A 14,311-nucleotide genomic window follows, 5' to 3' on the forward strand; every position below is an offset into this window, starting at 1 on the left:
CACCGGAGCGCCTGCGGGTCGCCACCGCGGACCGCCAGCATGCACAACCACATGCCGGCGGCCCGCGGCGCGCCTCTCTAGCGCTTCCCCTTCGCAGCCCGGGTCCTGGTGGCCCGGCCGACTCCCTCCGAAGGTTCGTCAATCCGGCAAAAACGGCGGTTTCCACCGGTTCGTTGTCCGGGCTAACCCTGCCCGGCGTGCGTGTTCGTCCTCGCTCAGCGCAGCGCCAGCGCGGCCAGCGCATCCGTGCGCGGGCGCTGCTGCTGCAGCGCGCACAGGAAGCGCGCGCTGGCATCGAAGGCGTCCGCTCCCTGGCTCCAGGCCAGCGCCAGCGCGCGCAGCGCCTCGCGCGTGGCGCGCGACAGCGCCCCGCCGATGGGGTCGCCGGCATCGGCCAGCAGCTTCTCGCAGTACAGCAGCCGCGCCTCGGGGCTGCAGGCCACCAGGTCCATCAGCGCGCGCGCGGCGACGTGGAACTGCTCGGCGCTGAGCGCGCACACCGGGTCGGTCTGCGCGTGCCAGGCGCACAGGTATTCCAGCGGGTCGAGCGTGCGCGCGCGGCCCCAGGCCGTGCCCGCGGCACCGGGACTGTCGGCACCCCAGGCGCTGCGCCGCCCGCCGGGCAGGCGACCGGTGCGCAGCGCGTGCACCAGGGCCCGCGCCACCGCGGCCTTGGCCGCGTGGTCGCCGTGGCGCCCGATCAGCCACAGCAGCCGGATGAAGGCGGGATAGAGCTCGTCGCCCAACCCCTGCGCCACGGCCGCCAGCAGCGCCACGCGGTCCTCGTCGCTGCGCAGGTCGATGCAGCCGTCCACCAGCGCCTGCGCGGCGGCGGCCCATTGGGGTTCGGACAGCAGCGCGGCCATGACGCCCTCCCGCCGCGGCTCAGGGCGCGCCGCCCGGCTCGCCGCACAGCGCCTGCAGCACGCGCGCGGCATGCCGCTCCACGCTCCAGGCCCGCGGCGCGGCGCCCGGATCGGCCACGATGGCCGCGTCCTCGTGCAGGGCCGCATCGAGCCACGCGGCCGGTGACGCCTGCGTGCCGGCGGCCGAGCGCGCCGGCGCGGCCGGGCCGGCACCCGGCATCGGGCGCAGCGGGACGAAATCGGAAATCCTCATGCGCTCACTCCCTGGCGGTGCGCCGGCGTCCGGGCCGGGACGGCTTCAATCCTGCGGCGGCGCGCCGGCGCCCGGAGCGGCAGGAGCCGCCGGCGCCACGGGGGCCGTGTGCGCGCGCTGGCGCAGGCGCTGCTCGTCCTGCTCGCGCTGCAGCTGCGTCATCTGCTCCCACTGCGGATTGGCGCGCGCGCTCCACACCGGGCACTCGACCCAGCGCACGCTCCTGACCACCAGCCGCATCGGCGGCGGCAGCCCGGCCAGGCCGGCGCCGGGCTCGCCGCAGGCCGGCCCGGGCCCGGGCTCCGCCGGCTGCAGCTCGGTCTCGAACTCCAGCCGGCCCGCGGGCCACAGGAGGCAGCTGAAATCGTTGGGCAGGATGAACATCGCCGGGTCTCCGGTGCGGCGCGCGGCGCGGGGGCCGCGGCCGGGGACTGTTGCCGCCTACTGCACGCTCAGCCCCTGGTCCGAGAGGCGCAGGCGCTCCGGGTCCAGCTGCATGAACTGCTGCAGGTAGTTGCGCGCCGCGTCGCGCAGCCGGGCTTGCTGCTGCGCATCGGGGCGCTGCTTCAGCGCCGACGTCGTCAGCGCCATGTAGGTGCCCAGGATCGCGAACTGTTCGTACAGCTCGCGCCGCTGGACGGCGCCGGCGCGGGCCAGCGCCGGCTGGGTGTCGAGCACGCCGCGCATCTGCTGCACCAGCGGCTTGAAATGGCTGTCGGGGAAGTCCACGCCGCGGTAGGCCACGTAGCTGCCGGCCAGGAAGGTGGCCAGCGCCGCGGCCAGGTCCTGCGCCGGCACGCCCAGCTGGCGCATGAGCGCCGGGTAGCGCTGCAGGATCTCCTCGTACAGCCGCTGCGTGTCCGCGCGCGCCGCGGCCGGCGCATGCGCCGCCAGCTTCGCCGGCATGCCCGCCGGGGTGCCGGAGACGGACAGGTCCGCGCCGCGCGGTGCCGCAGCACCGTGGCCGCCGCCGGACGTGGCGCGCCCTGACGACCCTCCCGGGGAGTGGGCCGCGTCGATCTGCCGGTTCAGCGTCTGCTGCGTGACCACGCCGGTGGCGATCATCAGCGGCGTGCCGGTGTAGACCGGCACGTGCATCTGCGCCTGCGCGGCCGTGCCCGCCAGGCACGCGGCGCCGGCCAGGACCAGCGGCAGGATCGGGCGGTATCGCTTCATGGGGACCTCCAGGAAACGGAAGGCCGCGGCTCGCCCCCTCGCGGTGGAGGGAAAGGGCCGCGGCGGGGCTGCCGACACGGCGGTCAGCCCGGCGGACCGATCAGCCCTTGCGGCCCATGGTCGTGAGGCCTTCGCCGATGGACTTCAGCGCGTTGGAGAAGGTGTTCTGCAGGATGCTGAACTCCTGCGAGGTGGCCTGGAACTGGGCCTGCACCACGCTGAACTCGCGCGCATTGTCGGACTGCTGCGACTGGATGTCACCGCGGCCCTTGGCGTCGTCCTTGCCCAGGCCTTCGAGCTTGCCGGTGAGCTCCTGGCCGTTGGCGTTGAGGTCGGACATCTTCTTGCTCAGGTCCACCATCTGCGCGGCCTTGTCGCCGGCGATCTCGCCCATGGCGATGGCAATGGCCTGCAGCCAGCTGCCGGCCGTGGCGCCGGACTTGCCCTTGCCGCCCTTGCCGCCGCAGCCCTCCTCGCCGTCCTTGTCCAGGTTCTTGCGCGTGGCCTCGATGATCTTCTGGCACAGGTCCTTGACGAAGTCCTTGATGCTGTCCTGGATGCCGTGGTTGCCGCCGACGTGGTCGGCGCAGCCGCGGTCCACGGGCTTCATCATCCCGCCCAGCACCTGGCCGGCGATCTGGTTGACGATGTCCCCGACGAACTTGGGCATGCCCGACTCGCGGCACAGCGTCTGCACCGCCTGCCCCACGGCCTGGCCGATGCCGCCGGCCAGCAGGTTGCTCACCGCGTTGGCGATGCCCAGCGGCGGAAAGGCCATGCTGCCGATGCTCAGGGCCGTGCTGACCAGGCTGCCGATGCCGCTGCCGCCGAAAACGCTGTTGAGTGCGCTGGACATGATGTGATCTCCTTGGGTGTGCGGGCGCTTCGGGGTTGATGGAAAACCGCGCCCTGGTTGCTGAATCAACTTGCCACGTTGCCGCGGCCTGCTTCTCGCCTGCGACGCTTGCTGCCCTGGGGCATTCGCATCGCTGACGTGTCCATTGAAGGCGAAAGACGCCCTCGCCGAAAGTCGGGACCTGCGGCAGCCGGGGACGGCCGCAGTCAGTAGCGTTCCTAGTCGGAAGCCCCGCCACGCAGGGCTTTTTCATCGATGGTCCGTGCTTCGGACACGGGCTCGGCCACGGCCGCCGCACCTTGCGCCGGCCAGTGCGCAAGGGTGCTGATGCCCCCGGCCGCGACGCCGAGCATCCAGCGCTCGCCGCGGTGCTCGACGATCACGACGCGCTCCTTCGGCCCCACGGGCAGCGCCCGCACGAAGCGCAGCGCCTCGCTGCCCGCGGGCAAGCCCTTCACAAGAGCGCCCTTGGCGTCCATGCGCCGGCGCAGCAGGCGCAGCGCGATCCACGCCAGCACCAGCACCAGGGCGAGCGCGGCGAGCATCCGCGCGAAGTTGCTCACGAACGCTTCCATGCCGGGTCCGGGTAGTGGGTGAGGTCCACGCCCGGCGTGGGGATGCGCGGCGCGGGCAGCGGGGTGGAGAGGACTTCGCCGCCGGCCTCGCGGCGCTGTGCATCGACGCGCTCGCGCACCTCGCGCGCCCACAGGATGACCTCGGCAATGATCTCGAACAGGTCGCCGGGAACGATCTCGCCGACCTCGGCACGCGCCAGCAGGTCGCGCGCCAGCGGCACGTTGCGCACGATGGGCACGCCCGCCTCCTCGGCCGCCTCGCGCATGGCGCGAGCCACGTGGTCCTCGCCCTTGGCGGCGATGGTGGGCACGGGTGCGCTGTCGCGGTCGTAGTCGATGGCGATGGCCACGTGCGTGGGGTTCACGACCAGCACGTTGGCGTTGCGCGCGGCCTGCGCCTGGTTGCTCTGCGACCACTCCTGGTGCGCCTGCTTGCGCTGCTGCCGGACGTGCGGGTCGCCCTCGCTTTCCTTGTACTCCTGCTTGATGTCGCGCAGGCTCATGCGCATCTTCTTCTCGAAGGCGTGGCGCTGGTACACCACGTCGAGCAGCGCCACGAAGGCGAACACGCCCAGCGTCCACAGCAGCAGCCGCGAGCTCAGGCTCCAGGCGATCTCGCCGACGACCTGCGGCGAGGGCTGGGCCGAGCGCGCCAGGCCCACGAGCTGCGGCAGCGCCGCGCGCAGCAGGAACCAGCCGATGGCCAGCAGCAGCGCCGCCTTGGCCACCGCCTTGAGCAGCTCGACGAGGTTGTCCATCGAGAACATGCGCTTGACGCCGGCCACCGGGTCGAGGTTCTCCAGCTTGGGCTTGACCTTCTCGAAGGCCAGCACCGGGCCGGTCTGCAGGAAGTCGATCAGCAGCCCGGCCGCGGCCACGGGTGCGAGCACCAGCGCGGTGAGCAGCAGCCCGGCTTCGAGCGCCTGCCAGCCCAGCGCGCGCACCGCGCCGGCGAAGCCCGTGAGCGCCCAGCCGCTGCCGATGGTGGCGAAGAAGGCCTCGAACAGCGCGTGCAGCCTGTGTACCGCCTCGCTCACGGCGAAGCCGCCCACGGCGAGCCACACCACCAGCAGCGCCGTGCTGGTGAGCTCCTTGCTCTTGGGCACGTCGCCCTTCTTGCGTGCGTCCTGCAGCTTCTTGGGTGTGGGCTTCTCGGTCTTGTCGCCGGCGTCCTCGGCCATGACGGGCTCCTGCAAACAGAGGTCGTGATGGCGGCTGGGTTGCGGGTCGCTGCGGATGGGTTCATTCCCAGTTGGGGCCGTTACCAATGCAATGCGCCGGTGGGGTGGGAAGGCGCAACGCACCGAGGCAACCGGCTGCGCGCGGGAAAAGCAGGTTGGGGAAGAGAAGGCGGCAGTTGCGCGGAGGCTCAGTGTTGTCCGGGGAAAGACAAGACCGACTGGCATCCCGACGGCACAGGCGCCCCGCCCCCTACTTCGTCATTCCGGCGAAAGCCGGAATCCACGAGCGCCGCGATGTCGCGCTGGCCAGTGCAGGCACGTGTCGGCGTAGGCCATGCCAGCGCAGCAGTACGCGTGGATTCCGGCTTTCGCCGGAATGACGGATCGGGGTGCGAGGCGTCGTGGCTGACGGGATGCCATGTGTTGAGGTTTTCCCGCACAGCCGTGCGCGAAAGCAGCAACTCAGGCCGTGTCGGTCTGACTGGAGGTTGAACGTGGCGTTGAGGCCGTCCTGGCGGACGGCTGGAACATGGATTCCCGCTTTCGCGGGAATGACGACTCCTTTGGCTGGCGGCCTGCCTCCGTTCCGTGAGTTCTTCCCGCCTTCGGCGGGCCGCCCTGCCCTTGCCCGCCGCGCCGCATGAACCCCGCGCCGCGCCGCCGCAACCCAGCGCCACCAAGGTCCCTCAGCCTGGAGCGCCCGCATGAATCCCGCCGCCCGCACCGCCGCCCGACGCCACCCGCCGCAGTCCCTCGCGCACCTGGCCGGCGCCCTGATGCTGGCCGCGCTGCTGGCCGCCGCGCCGCGGGCGCAGGCCGAGGCACCCTGCGCCGGCAAGCTCCCCGACGCCAAGGCCGCCGAGCAGGGCGCGGACGGCGTCGAGAAGTTCCGCCTCGTGGCCCGGCAGTGCCGCGTGCTCGACGGCGAGGCCACGCTGCACCGCTCGCGCGCGCTGGACATCTACGCGCGGCCCGGCGTGCCCTCGGTGACGATCCGCATGTCCGACCCGGTGCCCGATCCCTATGCCACCGAGCCCGCGCCGCAGTTGTCCCCGCAACCGCAAGGCGCGCCCCGGCGCGCCGCCCCCGTGCTCGACGACCACGGCCGGCGCGTGCTGGTGGTGGCACCGGCGCTGCTGCAGGCGGCGCGCGACAACGGCATCGACCCGCTGCTGATGCACGCCATCGCCCACGTCGAGTCGCGCCACAACGCCGCGGCGGTGTCGCATGCCGGCGCGCGCGGCGTGATGCAGGTCATGCCCGCCACCGGCAAGCGCTTCGGCGCCGGGGCGGATGCCGAGCGCAGCCTGCTCGACGCGCGCACCAACACCCAGGCCGGCGCCGCCTACCTGCGCCTGCTGCAGCGCCGCTTCAACGGCGACCTCACGCGCGTGCTCGCCGCCTACAACGCCGGCGAGGGCGCGGTGGACAAGTACGGCGGCGTGCCGCCCTACGCCGAGACCCGGGCCTACGTGCGCGACGTCGCGGCGGTGTACCGGCGGCTGCAGCAGGAGTTCGGCGTCTCGCCCGGCGGCCAGATCGTGGCCAGGCTCGGGGGGCAGTAAGCCATGAGCATGTCCGACTACTTCCGCAGCAGCGCGGGCACTGCCCCCGAGAGCGTGCTGTCGCGCTACAGCGACCTGGTGCTCGTCGCCGGCGTCGTCGCCATCGTGGCGCTGATGGTGCTGCCGCTGCCGCTGTGGCTGATCGACCTGCTGGTGGCGGCCAACATCGCCTCGGGGCTGATGCTGCTGCTGCTGGCGATCTACATCCGCTCGCCGCTGGAGTTCTCGGTGTTCCCCAGCGTGCTGCTGATGACCACCCTCTTCCGCCTGTCGCTGTCCATCGCCACCACGCGCATGATCCTGCTGCACGGCGACGCGGGCCACATCATCGACACCTTCGGCAAGGTGGTTGCGGGCGGCAACCTCGTGGTCGGCCTGGTGGTGTTCCTGATCATCACGGTGGTGCAGTTCATCGTGATCGCCAAGGGCGCCGAGCGCGTGGCCGAGGTGGCGGCGCGCTTCTCGCTCGACGCCATGCCGGGCAAGCAGATGTCGATCGACTCCGACCTGCGCTCCGGGCTGCTCGACAAGGACGAGGCCCGGCGCAAGCGCCGCGCGCTGGAACAGGAGAGCAAGCTGCACGGCAGCCTCGACGGCGCCATGAAGTTCGTCAAGGGCGACGCCATCGCCGGCATCGTCATCATCGCCATCAACCTGCTGGGCGGCCTGGCCGTGGGCGTGGTCATGAACGACATGCCCGTGGGCGTGGCCGTGCACAAGTACTCGATCCTGACCATCGGCGAGGGCATGGTGGCGCAGGTGCCGGCGCTGCTGGGCGCGATGGCCGCGGGCCTGATCGTCACGCGCAGCGGCGACGACGACGACAAGCACCTGGGCGACGCCATCCGCAAGCAGCTCATGGCCAAGCCGCGCGTGCTGCTGGTGGCCGGCGGCATCTGCGTGCTGATGTCGCTGGTGCCGGGCTTCCCGGTGGGCGCCTTCCTGGCCCTGGCGCTGCTGTGCGGCGGCGCCGGCGTGCTGCTCACGCCGGCCTGGCGCGAGCGCCTCGTGAAGGTGCGCAACCCGGCCGTGAGCGGCCTGGTGAAGCGGCTGCACACCGAGGCGCCCGTCACCGCCACCGCGCTGCCGCAGGCTCGCCCCTCCGTGCCGCTGCTGCTGCGCGTGCCGCAGCGGCTGCTCGCCGGGGACGGCGCCGCGCGGCTGAGCCATGCGCTGGAGGAGGTGCTCGACGATTTCCAGTTGCAGCTCGGCCTGCCGCTGCCGCGCGTGCACCTGCACGGCGCGGGCGAGTCCGGCTGGGAGCTGCTGGCCTTCGAGGTGCCGCTGGCGCAGGGCGAGTTGCCCGGCGAAGACATGCCGCGCGCCCTGGCCGAGGCGGTGCGCCAGTCGCTGCGCCGGCAGGCGCCGCTGTTCCTGGGCCTGCAGGACACGACGCTGCTGCTCACCCGCGCCTCGGCCGACATGCCCGACGTGGTCAAGGAGGTGCTGCGCGCGCTGCCGGTGCAGCGCGTGGCCGAGGTGCTGCGCCGCCTGGTGGCTGAAGGGGTGTCGATCCGCAACCTGCGCGACATCCTGGAGGCGCTGTCGGATGCCGGCCAGCGCGAGAAGGACGCGCACTCGCTCACCGAGTTCGCCCGCATCGCGCTCAAGCGCCAGCTCAGCTGGCAGGCCGCGCCCGGCGGCACCCTGCGCGCGCTGATGCTGGAGCCGGCGCTGGAGGAACTGTTGCGCCAGGGCGTGCGCGTCAACGCCGGCGTGTCGCAGCTGGCGCTGGAGCCGCAGGTGGCGCAGGCCGTCAGCCAGGCGCTGTGCGCCGCGGTGCGGCGCCACCAGGCGGCGGCGCTGCTCACGCCCATCGACATCCGCTGGCACGTGCGCCGGCTGGTCGAGGCGGAATGCTTCGACACCCCGGTGCTGTCCTACCACGAGCTCACGCCCACGCTGCAGCTCGACGTGATCGACCGCGTGGCCCTGCCGGCCGCGCCCCTGCTGGAGGTTGCGTGACCACACTCTCCGCCTGCCTGCGCACCCTGCGCAGCCGCATTCAACAGCCGGACAACCCCTTTCCGTTCGCCCTGAGGTATCGAAGGGTGGACGGCCCGCACCGTGGTGCGGGCATCCGAGCCTGTCAGATTCGGCCTTCGATACCTCAGTCCGAACGGTTCATGGAGCCCACAGCTTCTGGCCTCCCTACCAGCCTGACGGCTTCACCCTTCGATACCTCAGGGCGAACGGGGTGGTGTTCGAGGACCAAATGCGATGCGTATGAGGTATCGAAGGATGAGCGGCCCCTGCCGGGCGCTGATCCCGAGGCCGCGATGCATTCCGTTCGTCCTGAGGTATCGAAGGATGAACGGCCCCTGCCGGGCAGCGGCCATCCAAGCCTGCCGGATTCGCACTTCGATACCTCAGTGCGAACGGGCCAGGAAGCTAGCGGCCTCTTGGGCACCATGCGAGCCTGCCGGATTCGTCCTTCGATACCTCAGGACGAACGGATCCTTTCTCAGGACGAACGGGTCTGTTCTCAAGCCGAACGGGTCATTTCTCGGGACAGGCGGGTCTTTACTCAAGACGGACGGGCCTTCTTTCGGGATGGGCATGTCCTTTTCCATCCAGGACGGCTTTTGAGGGCGCTGGTCCGCATCAGCCTGCTCGTTGCCACTGCAACCTCGATGGCCGCCCCCATGCCCAACGCCGGCCGCATGGTCAACCTCACGGCGCGCGAGCAGCCGATCGCCGCGTTCCTGCAGAACCTGTTCGCCTCGGTGGACGTGCCCGCGGTCATCAGCCCGCAGCTGGCCGGCAGCGTCAACGGCAACTTCGCAGGCCCGGCCGAGCGCGTGCTGCGCGACGTGGCGCGCGTCTACAACCTGGTGCCCTACTACGACGGCGCGGCCATGCACGTGGTGCCCGCGGGCGAGCTGGTCACGCGCAGCCAGGCGCTGCCCACGGCCGCGGCCGAGCGCGTGCTGCGCGAGGCCCAGGCGCTGAACCTGCCCGACGCCCGCAACTCGCTGCGCCTGACCTCGGGCAACCAGCTCGTCGTCAGCGGCACGAAGCGCTTTGCCGAGCAGGTCGATGAGCTCGTCCGCAGCGCGCAGCAGGTGCAGGCCGCCGCCGCGGCGCCGGCCGCCCCGGGGCAGATGGACTTCCGCGTCTTCTACCTGCGCTACGCCTGGGCCCAGGACACCTCGGTGAACCTGGGCGGGCGCCAGATCGTGGTGCCCGGCGTGGCGTCGATCCTGCGCTCGCTGGTGGGCTCGCGGCCGCTGGGCGCGGGCGCGCAGGACGTGGCGCTGCGCCCGACCCTGCCCAAGCTCAAGGGCCAGGGCCTGGCCTCGCAGGGCGTGGCGCCCACCGCCGCCGAGCGCGGCAAGGAGTCGGCCGACGCCGCGCGCGGCCGCGCGGTGGACGCGCTGGTCAACGCCCTCAACAGCACCGCGGCGGCGCCCGAAGCAGCCCAGGCCAGCGCCCCGGCGCCGGGCCTGCCCGCGCCGGGCTACGACCCGCGCCAGGTCAGCATCGAGGCCGAGCCGCGGCTCAATGCCGTGATCGTGCGCGACGTCTCGGAGCGGCTGGCGCGCTACGAGCAGCTCATCGCCGCGCTGGACGTGGAGCCGCAGTCGCTGGAGATCGAGGCGACCATCATCGACGTCAACACCGACCGGCTGCGCGAGCTGGGCATCAACTGGCGCTGGAACAACGCCGGCAATTCGGCAAGCTTCGGCAGCCTGGCCGCGGGCACCCTGGGCCGCGGCCTGGTGGCGTCCACGGTGCTGGGCTCGATCGGGCAGTTCATCGCGCGCATCAACGCGCTGCAGGCCGAGGGCGCGGCGCGCGTGGTGTCGAGCCCGCAGGTGGTGACGCTGTCCAACGTGGAGGCGGTGTTCGACAACACCTCGACCTTCTTCGTGCGCGTGGCCGGGCGCGAGGAGGTGGACCTCTTCAACGTCAGCGCCGGCACCTCGCTGCGCGTGACGCCGCACGTCTTCCGCGACCAGGACCAGACGCGCATCAAGCTGCTGGTCAACGTCGAGGACGGCTCGCTCACCGGGCGCCAGGTGGACCAGATCCCCATCGTCGAGCGCTCCAGCATCAACACCCAGGCGCTAATCGCCGAGGGCGAGAGCCTGCTCATCGGCGGCATGACGCGCGAGGTCTCCACCTCCAACGTGGACAAGGTGCCGGGCCTGGGCGACGCGCCCGTGGTAGGCAACCTGTTCAAGAACAAGGCCACCAGCGTGGCGCGCGTGGAGCGCATGTTCCTGATCACGCCGCGCCTGGCGTCCTCGCGCCCGGCGCCGACCACCACCGCGCTCAAGCCCGAGCTGCCGCCCGTGCCCGCGCCGGGCGCCGGCGGCGCGCGCTACACGCCCGAGCGCGCGCCGGTGGAGATCGACCTGGATGCGGTGGGACCTGGGCGGTGAAAGGCTGCGGCACGCGCTACTCCGTTCGTCCTTCGATACCTCAGGACGAACGGCATAGGCCTGGAGCTTCGACAGCGTGAAGCACGCGGGAATGACCAGACAAGGAAGGCTGACCATGGACTCCCATCCCTTCACCGCCCCTGACCCCGCCCTGGAGCTGCGCGTGCTCGACGGCCCGCAGGCCGGCGCGCGGGCGCCGCTGGCCGGCACCTGCGTGCTGGCCGTGGCCGAGGACCCGGCCGGGGACGACGAGGCCGAGCTGCTGCTGCGCGGCAGCGGCGGCGCGGATGCGCGCGTGCGCATCGCCGCCGCCGGTGGCCACGCGCTGCTGGAGGTGCTCGCCGGCAGCGTGGAGCTCGACGGCGAGCGGCTCGACGCCGGCCGCGTCGCGCCCTGGCCGATGCGCGCGCCGCTGCGCCTGGGCGGCCTGAGCGTGGCCTTCGGGCCGGCCGGCGGCGACGGCGCCACGGACACGGCGCGCGAGGACGCGGCGGCCGCGTACCGCGCCGCCGAGGAAGCGCGTGCCGCCATTGCCCAGTCCGCGCAGTGGCCCGCCCTGGTGAAACCCCGCGCGCGCCGCGCCGCGTGGCTGCTGCCGCTGGGGCTGCTGGCGATGCTCGCCGGGCTGGCGGCGCTGACGCTGGCGCTGGTGTCGGCGCGGGGCGGTGCGCCGCAGGCGCCGGCGAAGGCGCCCTCGCTGGCCGAGGCGCTGCAGGGCGGCGAGTTCGCGGGCCTGAGCGTGGGCAGCAATGCCGCGGGACAGCCCGAAGTGCGCGGACGCCTGGCGACGCTGGCGCAGCGCGCGCGGCTGGACGCGTGGTTCACAACGCGGCAGCTCGCGCCGTCGATCCAGGTGCAGGTCGATGAGGCGCTGGCGCGCGACGTCACCGACACCTTCCGCCTCAACGGCGTGGCGGTGCAGGCACGCGTCACCGGCCTGGGCGCGGTGGCGGTGGAAGCCAGCGAGCCGGATGCGGCGCGCGTGGAGCGCGCGCAGGAGGTGGTGAAGCGCGACGTGCGCGGGCTCACCGCGCTGGCCCTCGTGAACAAGGCCAGGCCCGCGCCGCCGCCGCTGCCGCCGGTGCCCGACGACCCGGGCAAGCGCATCGCGTCGCTGGTGCCGGGCGATCCCGCCTACCTGGTCACGGCCGACGGCGCGCGCTACTTCGAGGGCGCGATGCTGCCCACCGGCCACCGCATCACCCGCATCGACGGCCAGCACGTGACGCTGGAGCGCGGCGGGGAGGAATCGAGCTTGAACTTCTGACGCAGCCCCTGCAACCCACGGTTCATCCACGAGGCAAGGAGAAGCCCCATGAGCACCACCCCCGCCAACTACACGCACCCGCTGGCCCTGATCGCGGCCGCGCCCCTGCAGCAGAGCAAGGGCGCGGGCGGCAACAAGGACGCCTGGTTCGAGGCCATGGCGCGCGCCTGGGGCCAGACGCTGGACGCGCAGGCCGGGCGCATCCAGGAGCAGTCCGACATCATTGCCGGGGGCAACGACACGCCCGCCGCGATCACGCAGCTGTCCACCGAGTCGCTCAAGATGAGCTTCCTCGCCAACAGCTCGCACAGCGCCATCTCCTCGGTCGGGCAGGCGCTCGACACGATGGCCCGCAAGCAGTGAGGAGCGCGCCATGAGCATGGAGATCGTGGCCGTGGCCTCGGGCGCCGGCAGCGCGCAGGCGATGCACGCCGCGGGCGCGCTGGCGCAGGCCGGCGCGTCCGGCGCAGCCGGTGGCGCCCAGGCCGGCTACAACCTCTCGATCGGCGACCTGAATGGTTTCGAGAGCGCGCTGGCGCGCGTGGGCGCGCGGCTGGAGGCGCGCCCGGTGCAGGCCACGACCGAGGCCGCGCGCCAGCTCATGCGCCCCTTCGACCACATCAACACCGAGGCCACGCAGCTGGCGGCGCAGGCCAGGAGTGCCGAGGCCGGCGGCGCGCCGATGTCTCCGGGCGAGGTGGTGATGCTCACCGTGCGCTGTCAGGAATTCATGTTCCATTGCCAGCTCACCTCGAACATCGCCAACCGGACTTCGGACGGGTTGCAGCAGTTGTTCAGGCAACAGTCGTGATGGGAGTCGGCGTGAGGTTCCAGGCCTCCCACCCCGTTCGCCCTGAGGTATCGAAGGGTGAAGCCGTCAGGCTGGTACGGAGGCCAAAAGCGGCTGGCATCACGAACTGTTCGGACTGAGGTACCGAAGGCCGAATCCGACAGGCTCGGATGCCCGCACACCGTGCGGGCCGTCCACCCTTCGATACCTCAGGGCGAACGGATCAAGAGTTCAGCGGTCCTCGATTCCAGAAAAACCGTTCTTCAAACCTTCAAACAGGAGCCTTTCATGCCGAGCCTTTCGCGCCTGTCGAAGCGACTCGCCCTGCCCTGCGTCCTGCTCGCGCTGCTGGCCGGCTGCAACGATCAGGAGCTCTACGGCCAGCTCTCCGAGCGGCAGGCCAACGAGATGGTGGCGGTGCTGCGCAGCGCCGGCATCGAGGCCGAGAAGCAGGGCCAGGCCGGGGTGTTCTCGATCCGGACGGCGCGCGACGACTTCCCCGCCGCCGTGCGCGCGCTCAGTGCGCAGGGCTATCCGCGCGCGGAGTTCGACAGCATGGGCACGATCTTCAAGCGCGAGGGCTTCGTGTCCTCGCCGCTGGAGGAGCGCGCGCGGCTGGTGCACGCCATGTCGCAGGAGATCGCCAACACGCTCACCAGCATCGACGGCGTGGTGCAGGCGCGCGTGCACCTGGTCATGCCCGAGAGGCACCCGCTGGCCGACAAGGCCGTGCCGGCGGCGGCGTCGGTGTTCATCAAGCACCGCCCGGACAAGGACATGACGGCACAGGTCGCGCAGATCAAGGCGCTGGTGGTCAACGGCATCGAGGGCCTGCCCTACGACAACGTCACCGTGGCGCTGTTCCCGGCGGAGGAACTTCCCGCGGCACGCCCGGCCGCGGCGTCCGCCGCCGCCGGCGCGGCGCGCGCGGCCTCGCCCGTGCCGCTGCTGGCCGGCGGCGTGGGCGGCGTGCTGCTGCTGGGCGGCGGGGGGCTGCTGTGGCTGCGCCGGCGCGGCGCCCACGCCGAGCGGGATGGCGCCGCGCCCCGGGCGCTGCCCGCGCCGGAAGCGCCGCATGCGCCGCATGAGGAGCTGCAGGCGATGTTGAGGCGGGCGGCGGCGGGGGTGAAGCAGGTTTGATGGCGGTTGCCGGGGCAACGGTATGCGAAAAGGCCCGCCGTGAAAGGTTTCCCGTCAGCTGCGCCGCACCGCACCCTGTTTCGTCATTCCCGCGAAGGCGGGAATTCAGGCGGCCCCCAAGCCAGCTGCCAGCTGATGCACAGCGCCTGCCGTGCCTTGGGCCCTGGTGAGCTACCCGACCAGCCATCGGCACCTTGGGGACCGCCTGGATCCCCGCCTGCGCGGGGATGACGAAGTAGTGGGGGCGGCGTGTC

Annotated in this window: 14 protein-coding genes; 7 read left to right on the forward strand and 7 right to left on the reverse strand. The window is 72.3% G+C overall.

Going from position 1 to position 14,311, the window contains the following annotated elements; translation table 11 throughout:
* Positions 1 to 215: 215 nt before the first annotated feature.
* The 7 genes from FJ694_RS08125 to sctU all read right to left on the reverse strand — a co-directional run bounded on the left by FJ694_RS08125 (position 216) and on the right by sctU (position 4,907).
* Positions 216 to 866 carry a hypothetical protein gene (locus tag FJ694_RS08125; protein WP_157265915.1) on the reverse strand — a complete coding sequence of 217 codons (651 nt, stop codon included), beginning with the start codon at positions 864 to 866 and terminating at the stop codon, positions 216 to 218.
* A 19-nt stretch (positions 867 to 885) separates the two neighbouring features.
* Positions 886 to 1,119 carry a hypothetical protein gene (locus FJ694_RS08130; protein ID WP_157265918.1) on the reverse strand — a complete coding sequence of 78 codons (234 nt, stop codon included), beginning with the start codon at positions 1,117 to 1,119 and terminating at the stop codon, positions 886 to 888.
* Between the two features lie 45 nt (positions 1,120 to 1,164).
* On the reverse strand, positions 1,165 to 1,503 hold the full coding sequence (locus FJ694_RS08135) for a hypothetical protein (protein ID WP_157265921.1): 339 nt from the start codon (positions 1,501 to 1,503) through the stop codon (positions 1,165 to 1,167).
* A gap of 57 nt (positions 1,504 to 1,560) precedes the next feature.
* Positions 1,561 to 2,295: a DUF6683 family protein gene (locus tag FJ694_RS08140; protein ID WP_157265924.1), complete on the reverse strand. Its 735-nt coding sequence runs from the start codon at positions 2,293 to 2,295 to the stop codon at positions 1,561 to 1,563.
* A gap of 100 nt (positions 2,296 to 2,395) precedes the next feature.
* The gene (locus FJ694_RS08145) at positions 2,396 to 3,151 is read right to left on the reverse strand and encodes a hypothetical protein (protein ID WP_157265927.1); all 756 of its coding nucleotides are present in this window, start codon (positions 3,149 to 3,151) and stop codon (positions 2,396 to 2,398) included.
* 218 nt (positions 3,152 to 3,369) lie between these two features.
* A complete protein-coding gene (locus FJ694_RS08150; protein WP_157265930.1) occupies positions 3,370 to 3,726 on the reverse strand; it encodes a FliO/MopB family protein in 357 nt (118 codons plus the stop codon).
* The gene (gene sctU / locus FJ694_RS08155; protein WP_157265933.1) at positions 3,711 to 4,907 is read right to left on the reverse strand and encodes a type III secretion system export apparatus subunit SctU; all 1,197 of its coding nucleotides are present in this window, start codon (positions 4,905 to 4,907) and stop codon (positions 3,711 to 3,713) included. The genes FJ694_RS08150 and sctU overlap by 16 nt, the downstream gene beginning before the upstream one ends.
* Positions 4,908 to 5,611: 704 nt before the next feature.
* On the opposite strand from sctU, the gene FJ694_RS08160 reads away from it, so the two are divergent.
* The 7 genes from FJ694_RS08160 (at position 5,612) to sctJ (ending at position 14,057) form a co-directional block, all read left to right on the forward strand.
* Positions 5,612 to 6,472 (forward strand): lytic transglycosylase domain-containing protein, encoded by an 861-nt coding sequence (locus tag FJ694_RS08160; protein WP_157265936.1) that lies wholly within the window; start codon positions 5,612 to 5,614, stop codon positions 6,470 to 6,472.
* A gap of 3 nt (positions 6,473 to 6,475) precedes the next feature.
* Entirely contained in the window at positions 6,476 to 8,437 is a 1,962-nt protein-coding gene (locus tag FJ694_RS08165; RefSeq protein ID WP_157265939.1) for a flagellar biosynthesis protein FlhA, read from the forward strand.
* A gap of 668 nt (positions 8,438 to 9,105) precedes the next feature.
* Positions 9,106 to 10,860 (forward strand): type III secretion system outer membrane ring subunit SctC, encoded by a 1,755-nt coding sequence (gene sctC / locus FJ694_RS08170; protein ID WP_157265942.1) that lies wholly within the window; start codon positions 9,106 to 9,108, stop codon positions 10,858 to 10,860.
* A gap of 115 nt (positions 10,861 to 10,975) precedes the next feature.
* The gene (locus FJ694_RS08175) at positions 10,976 to 12,127 is read left to right on the forward strand and encodes a SctD/MshK family protein (protein WP_157265945.1); all 1,152 of its coding nucleotides are present in this window, start codon (positions 10,976 to 10,978) and stop codon (positions 12,125 to 12,127) included.
* 48 nt (positions 12,128 to 12,175) lie between these two features.
* Positions 12,176 to 12,490, forward strand: coding sequence for a hypothetical protein (locus FJ694_RS08180; RefSeq protein WP_157265948.1), 315 nt, complete (start codon positions 12,176 to 12,178; stop codon positions 12,488 to 12,490).
* Positions 12,491 to 12,500: 10 nt separating this feature from the next.
* On the forward strand, positions 12,501 to 12,938 hold the full coding sequence (locus tag FJ694_RS08185) for an EscF/YscF/HrpA family type III secretion system needle major subunit (protein WP_232539951.1): 438 nt from the start codon (positions 12,501 to 12,503) through the stop codon (positions 12,936 to 12,938).
* Positions 12,939 to 13,205: 267 nt separating this feature from the next.
* On the forward strand, positions 13,206 to 14,057 hold the full coding sequence (sctJ, locus tag FJ694_RS08190) for a type III secretion system inner membrane ring lipoprotein SctJ (RefSeq protein WP_157265952.1): 852 nt from the start codon (positions 13,206 to 13,208) through the stop codon (positions 14,055 to 14,057).
* Positions 14,058 to 14,311: the final 254 nt, after the last annotated feature.

Source organism: Azohydromonas aeria, assembly GCF_009760915.1.
Lineage (GTDB): Bacteria > Pseudomonadota > Gammaproteobacteria > Burkholderiales > Burkholderiaceae_C > Azohydromonas > Azohydromonas aeria.

What these genes read in the sequence shown, in the direction of transcription:
- FJ694_RS08150 (WP_157265930.1), bottom strand. Translation starts at nt 3,726, where the DNA reads ATGGAAGCGTTCGTGAGCAACTTCGCGCGGATGCTCGCCGCGCTCGCC.
- FJ694_RS08125 (WP_157265915.1), bottom strand. Translation starts at nt 866, where the DNA reads ATGGCCGCGCTGCTGTCCGAACCCCAATGGGCCGCCGCCGCGCAGGCG.
- FJ694_RS08135 (WP_157265921.1), bottom strand. Translation starts at nt 1,503, where the DNA reads ATGTTCATCCTGCCCAACGATTTCAGCTGCCTCCTGTGGCCCGCGGGC.
- FJ694_RS08160 (WP_157265936.1), top strand. Translation starts at nt 5,612, where the DNA reads ATGAATCCCGCCGCCCGCACCGCCGCCCGACGCCACCCGCCGCAGTCC.
- FJ694_RS08185 (WP_232539951.1), top strand. Translation starts at nt 12,501, where the DNA reads ATGAGCATGGAGATCGTGGCCGTGGCCTCGGGCGCCGGCAGCGCGCAG.
- FJ694_RS08130 (WP_157265918.1), bottom strand. Translation starts at nt 1,119, where the DNA reads ATGAGGATTTCCGATTTCGTCCCGCTGCGCCCGATGCCGGGTGCCGGC.
- FJ694_RS08140 (WP_157265924.1), bottom strand. Translation starts at nt 2,295, where the DNA reads ATGAAGCGATACCGCCCGATCCTGCCGCTGGTCCTGGCCGGCGCCGCG.
- sctU (WP_157265933.1), bottom strand. Translation starts at nt 4,907, where the DNA reads ATGGCCGAGGACGCCGGCGACAAGACCGAGAAGCCCACACCCAAGAAG.
- FJ694_RS08175 (WP_157265945.1), top strand. Translation starts at nt 10,976, where the DNA reads ATGGACTCCCATCCCTTCACCGCCCCTGACCCCGCCCTGGAGCTGCGC.
- sctC (WP_157265942.1), top strand. Translation starts at nt 9,106, where the DNA reads ATGGCCGCCCCCATGCCCAACGCCGGCCGCATGGTCAACCTCACGGCG.
- FJ694_RS08180 (WP_157265948.1), top strand. Translation starts at nt 12,176, where the DNA reads ATGAGCACCACCCCCGCCAACTACACGCACCCGCTGGCCCTGATCGCG.
- sctJ (WP_157265952.1), top strand. Translation starts at nt 13,206, where the DNA reads ATGCCGAGCCTTTCGCGCCTGTCGAAGCGACTCGCCCTGCCCTGCGTC.
- FJ694_RS08165 (WP_157265939.1), top strand. Translation starts at nt 6,476, where the DNA reads ATGAGCATGTCCGACTACTTCCGCAGCAGCGCGGGCACTGCCCCCGAG.
- FJ694_RS08145 (WP_157265927.1), bottom strand. Translation starts at nt 3,151, where the DNA reads ATGTCCAGCGCACTCAACAGCGTTTTCGGCGGCAGCGGCATCGGCAGC.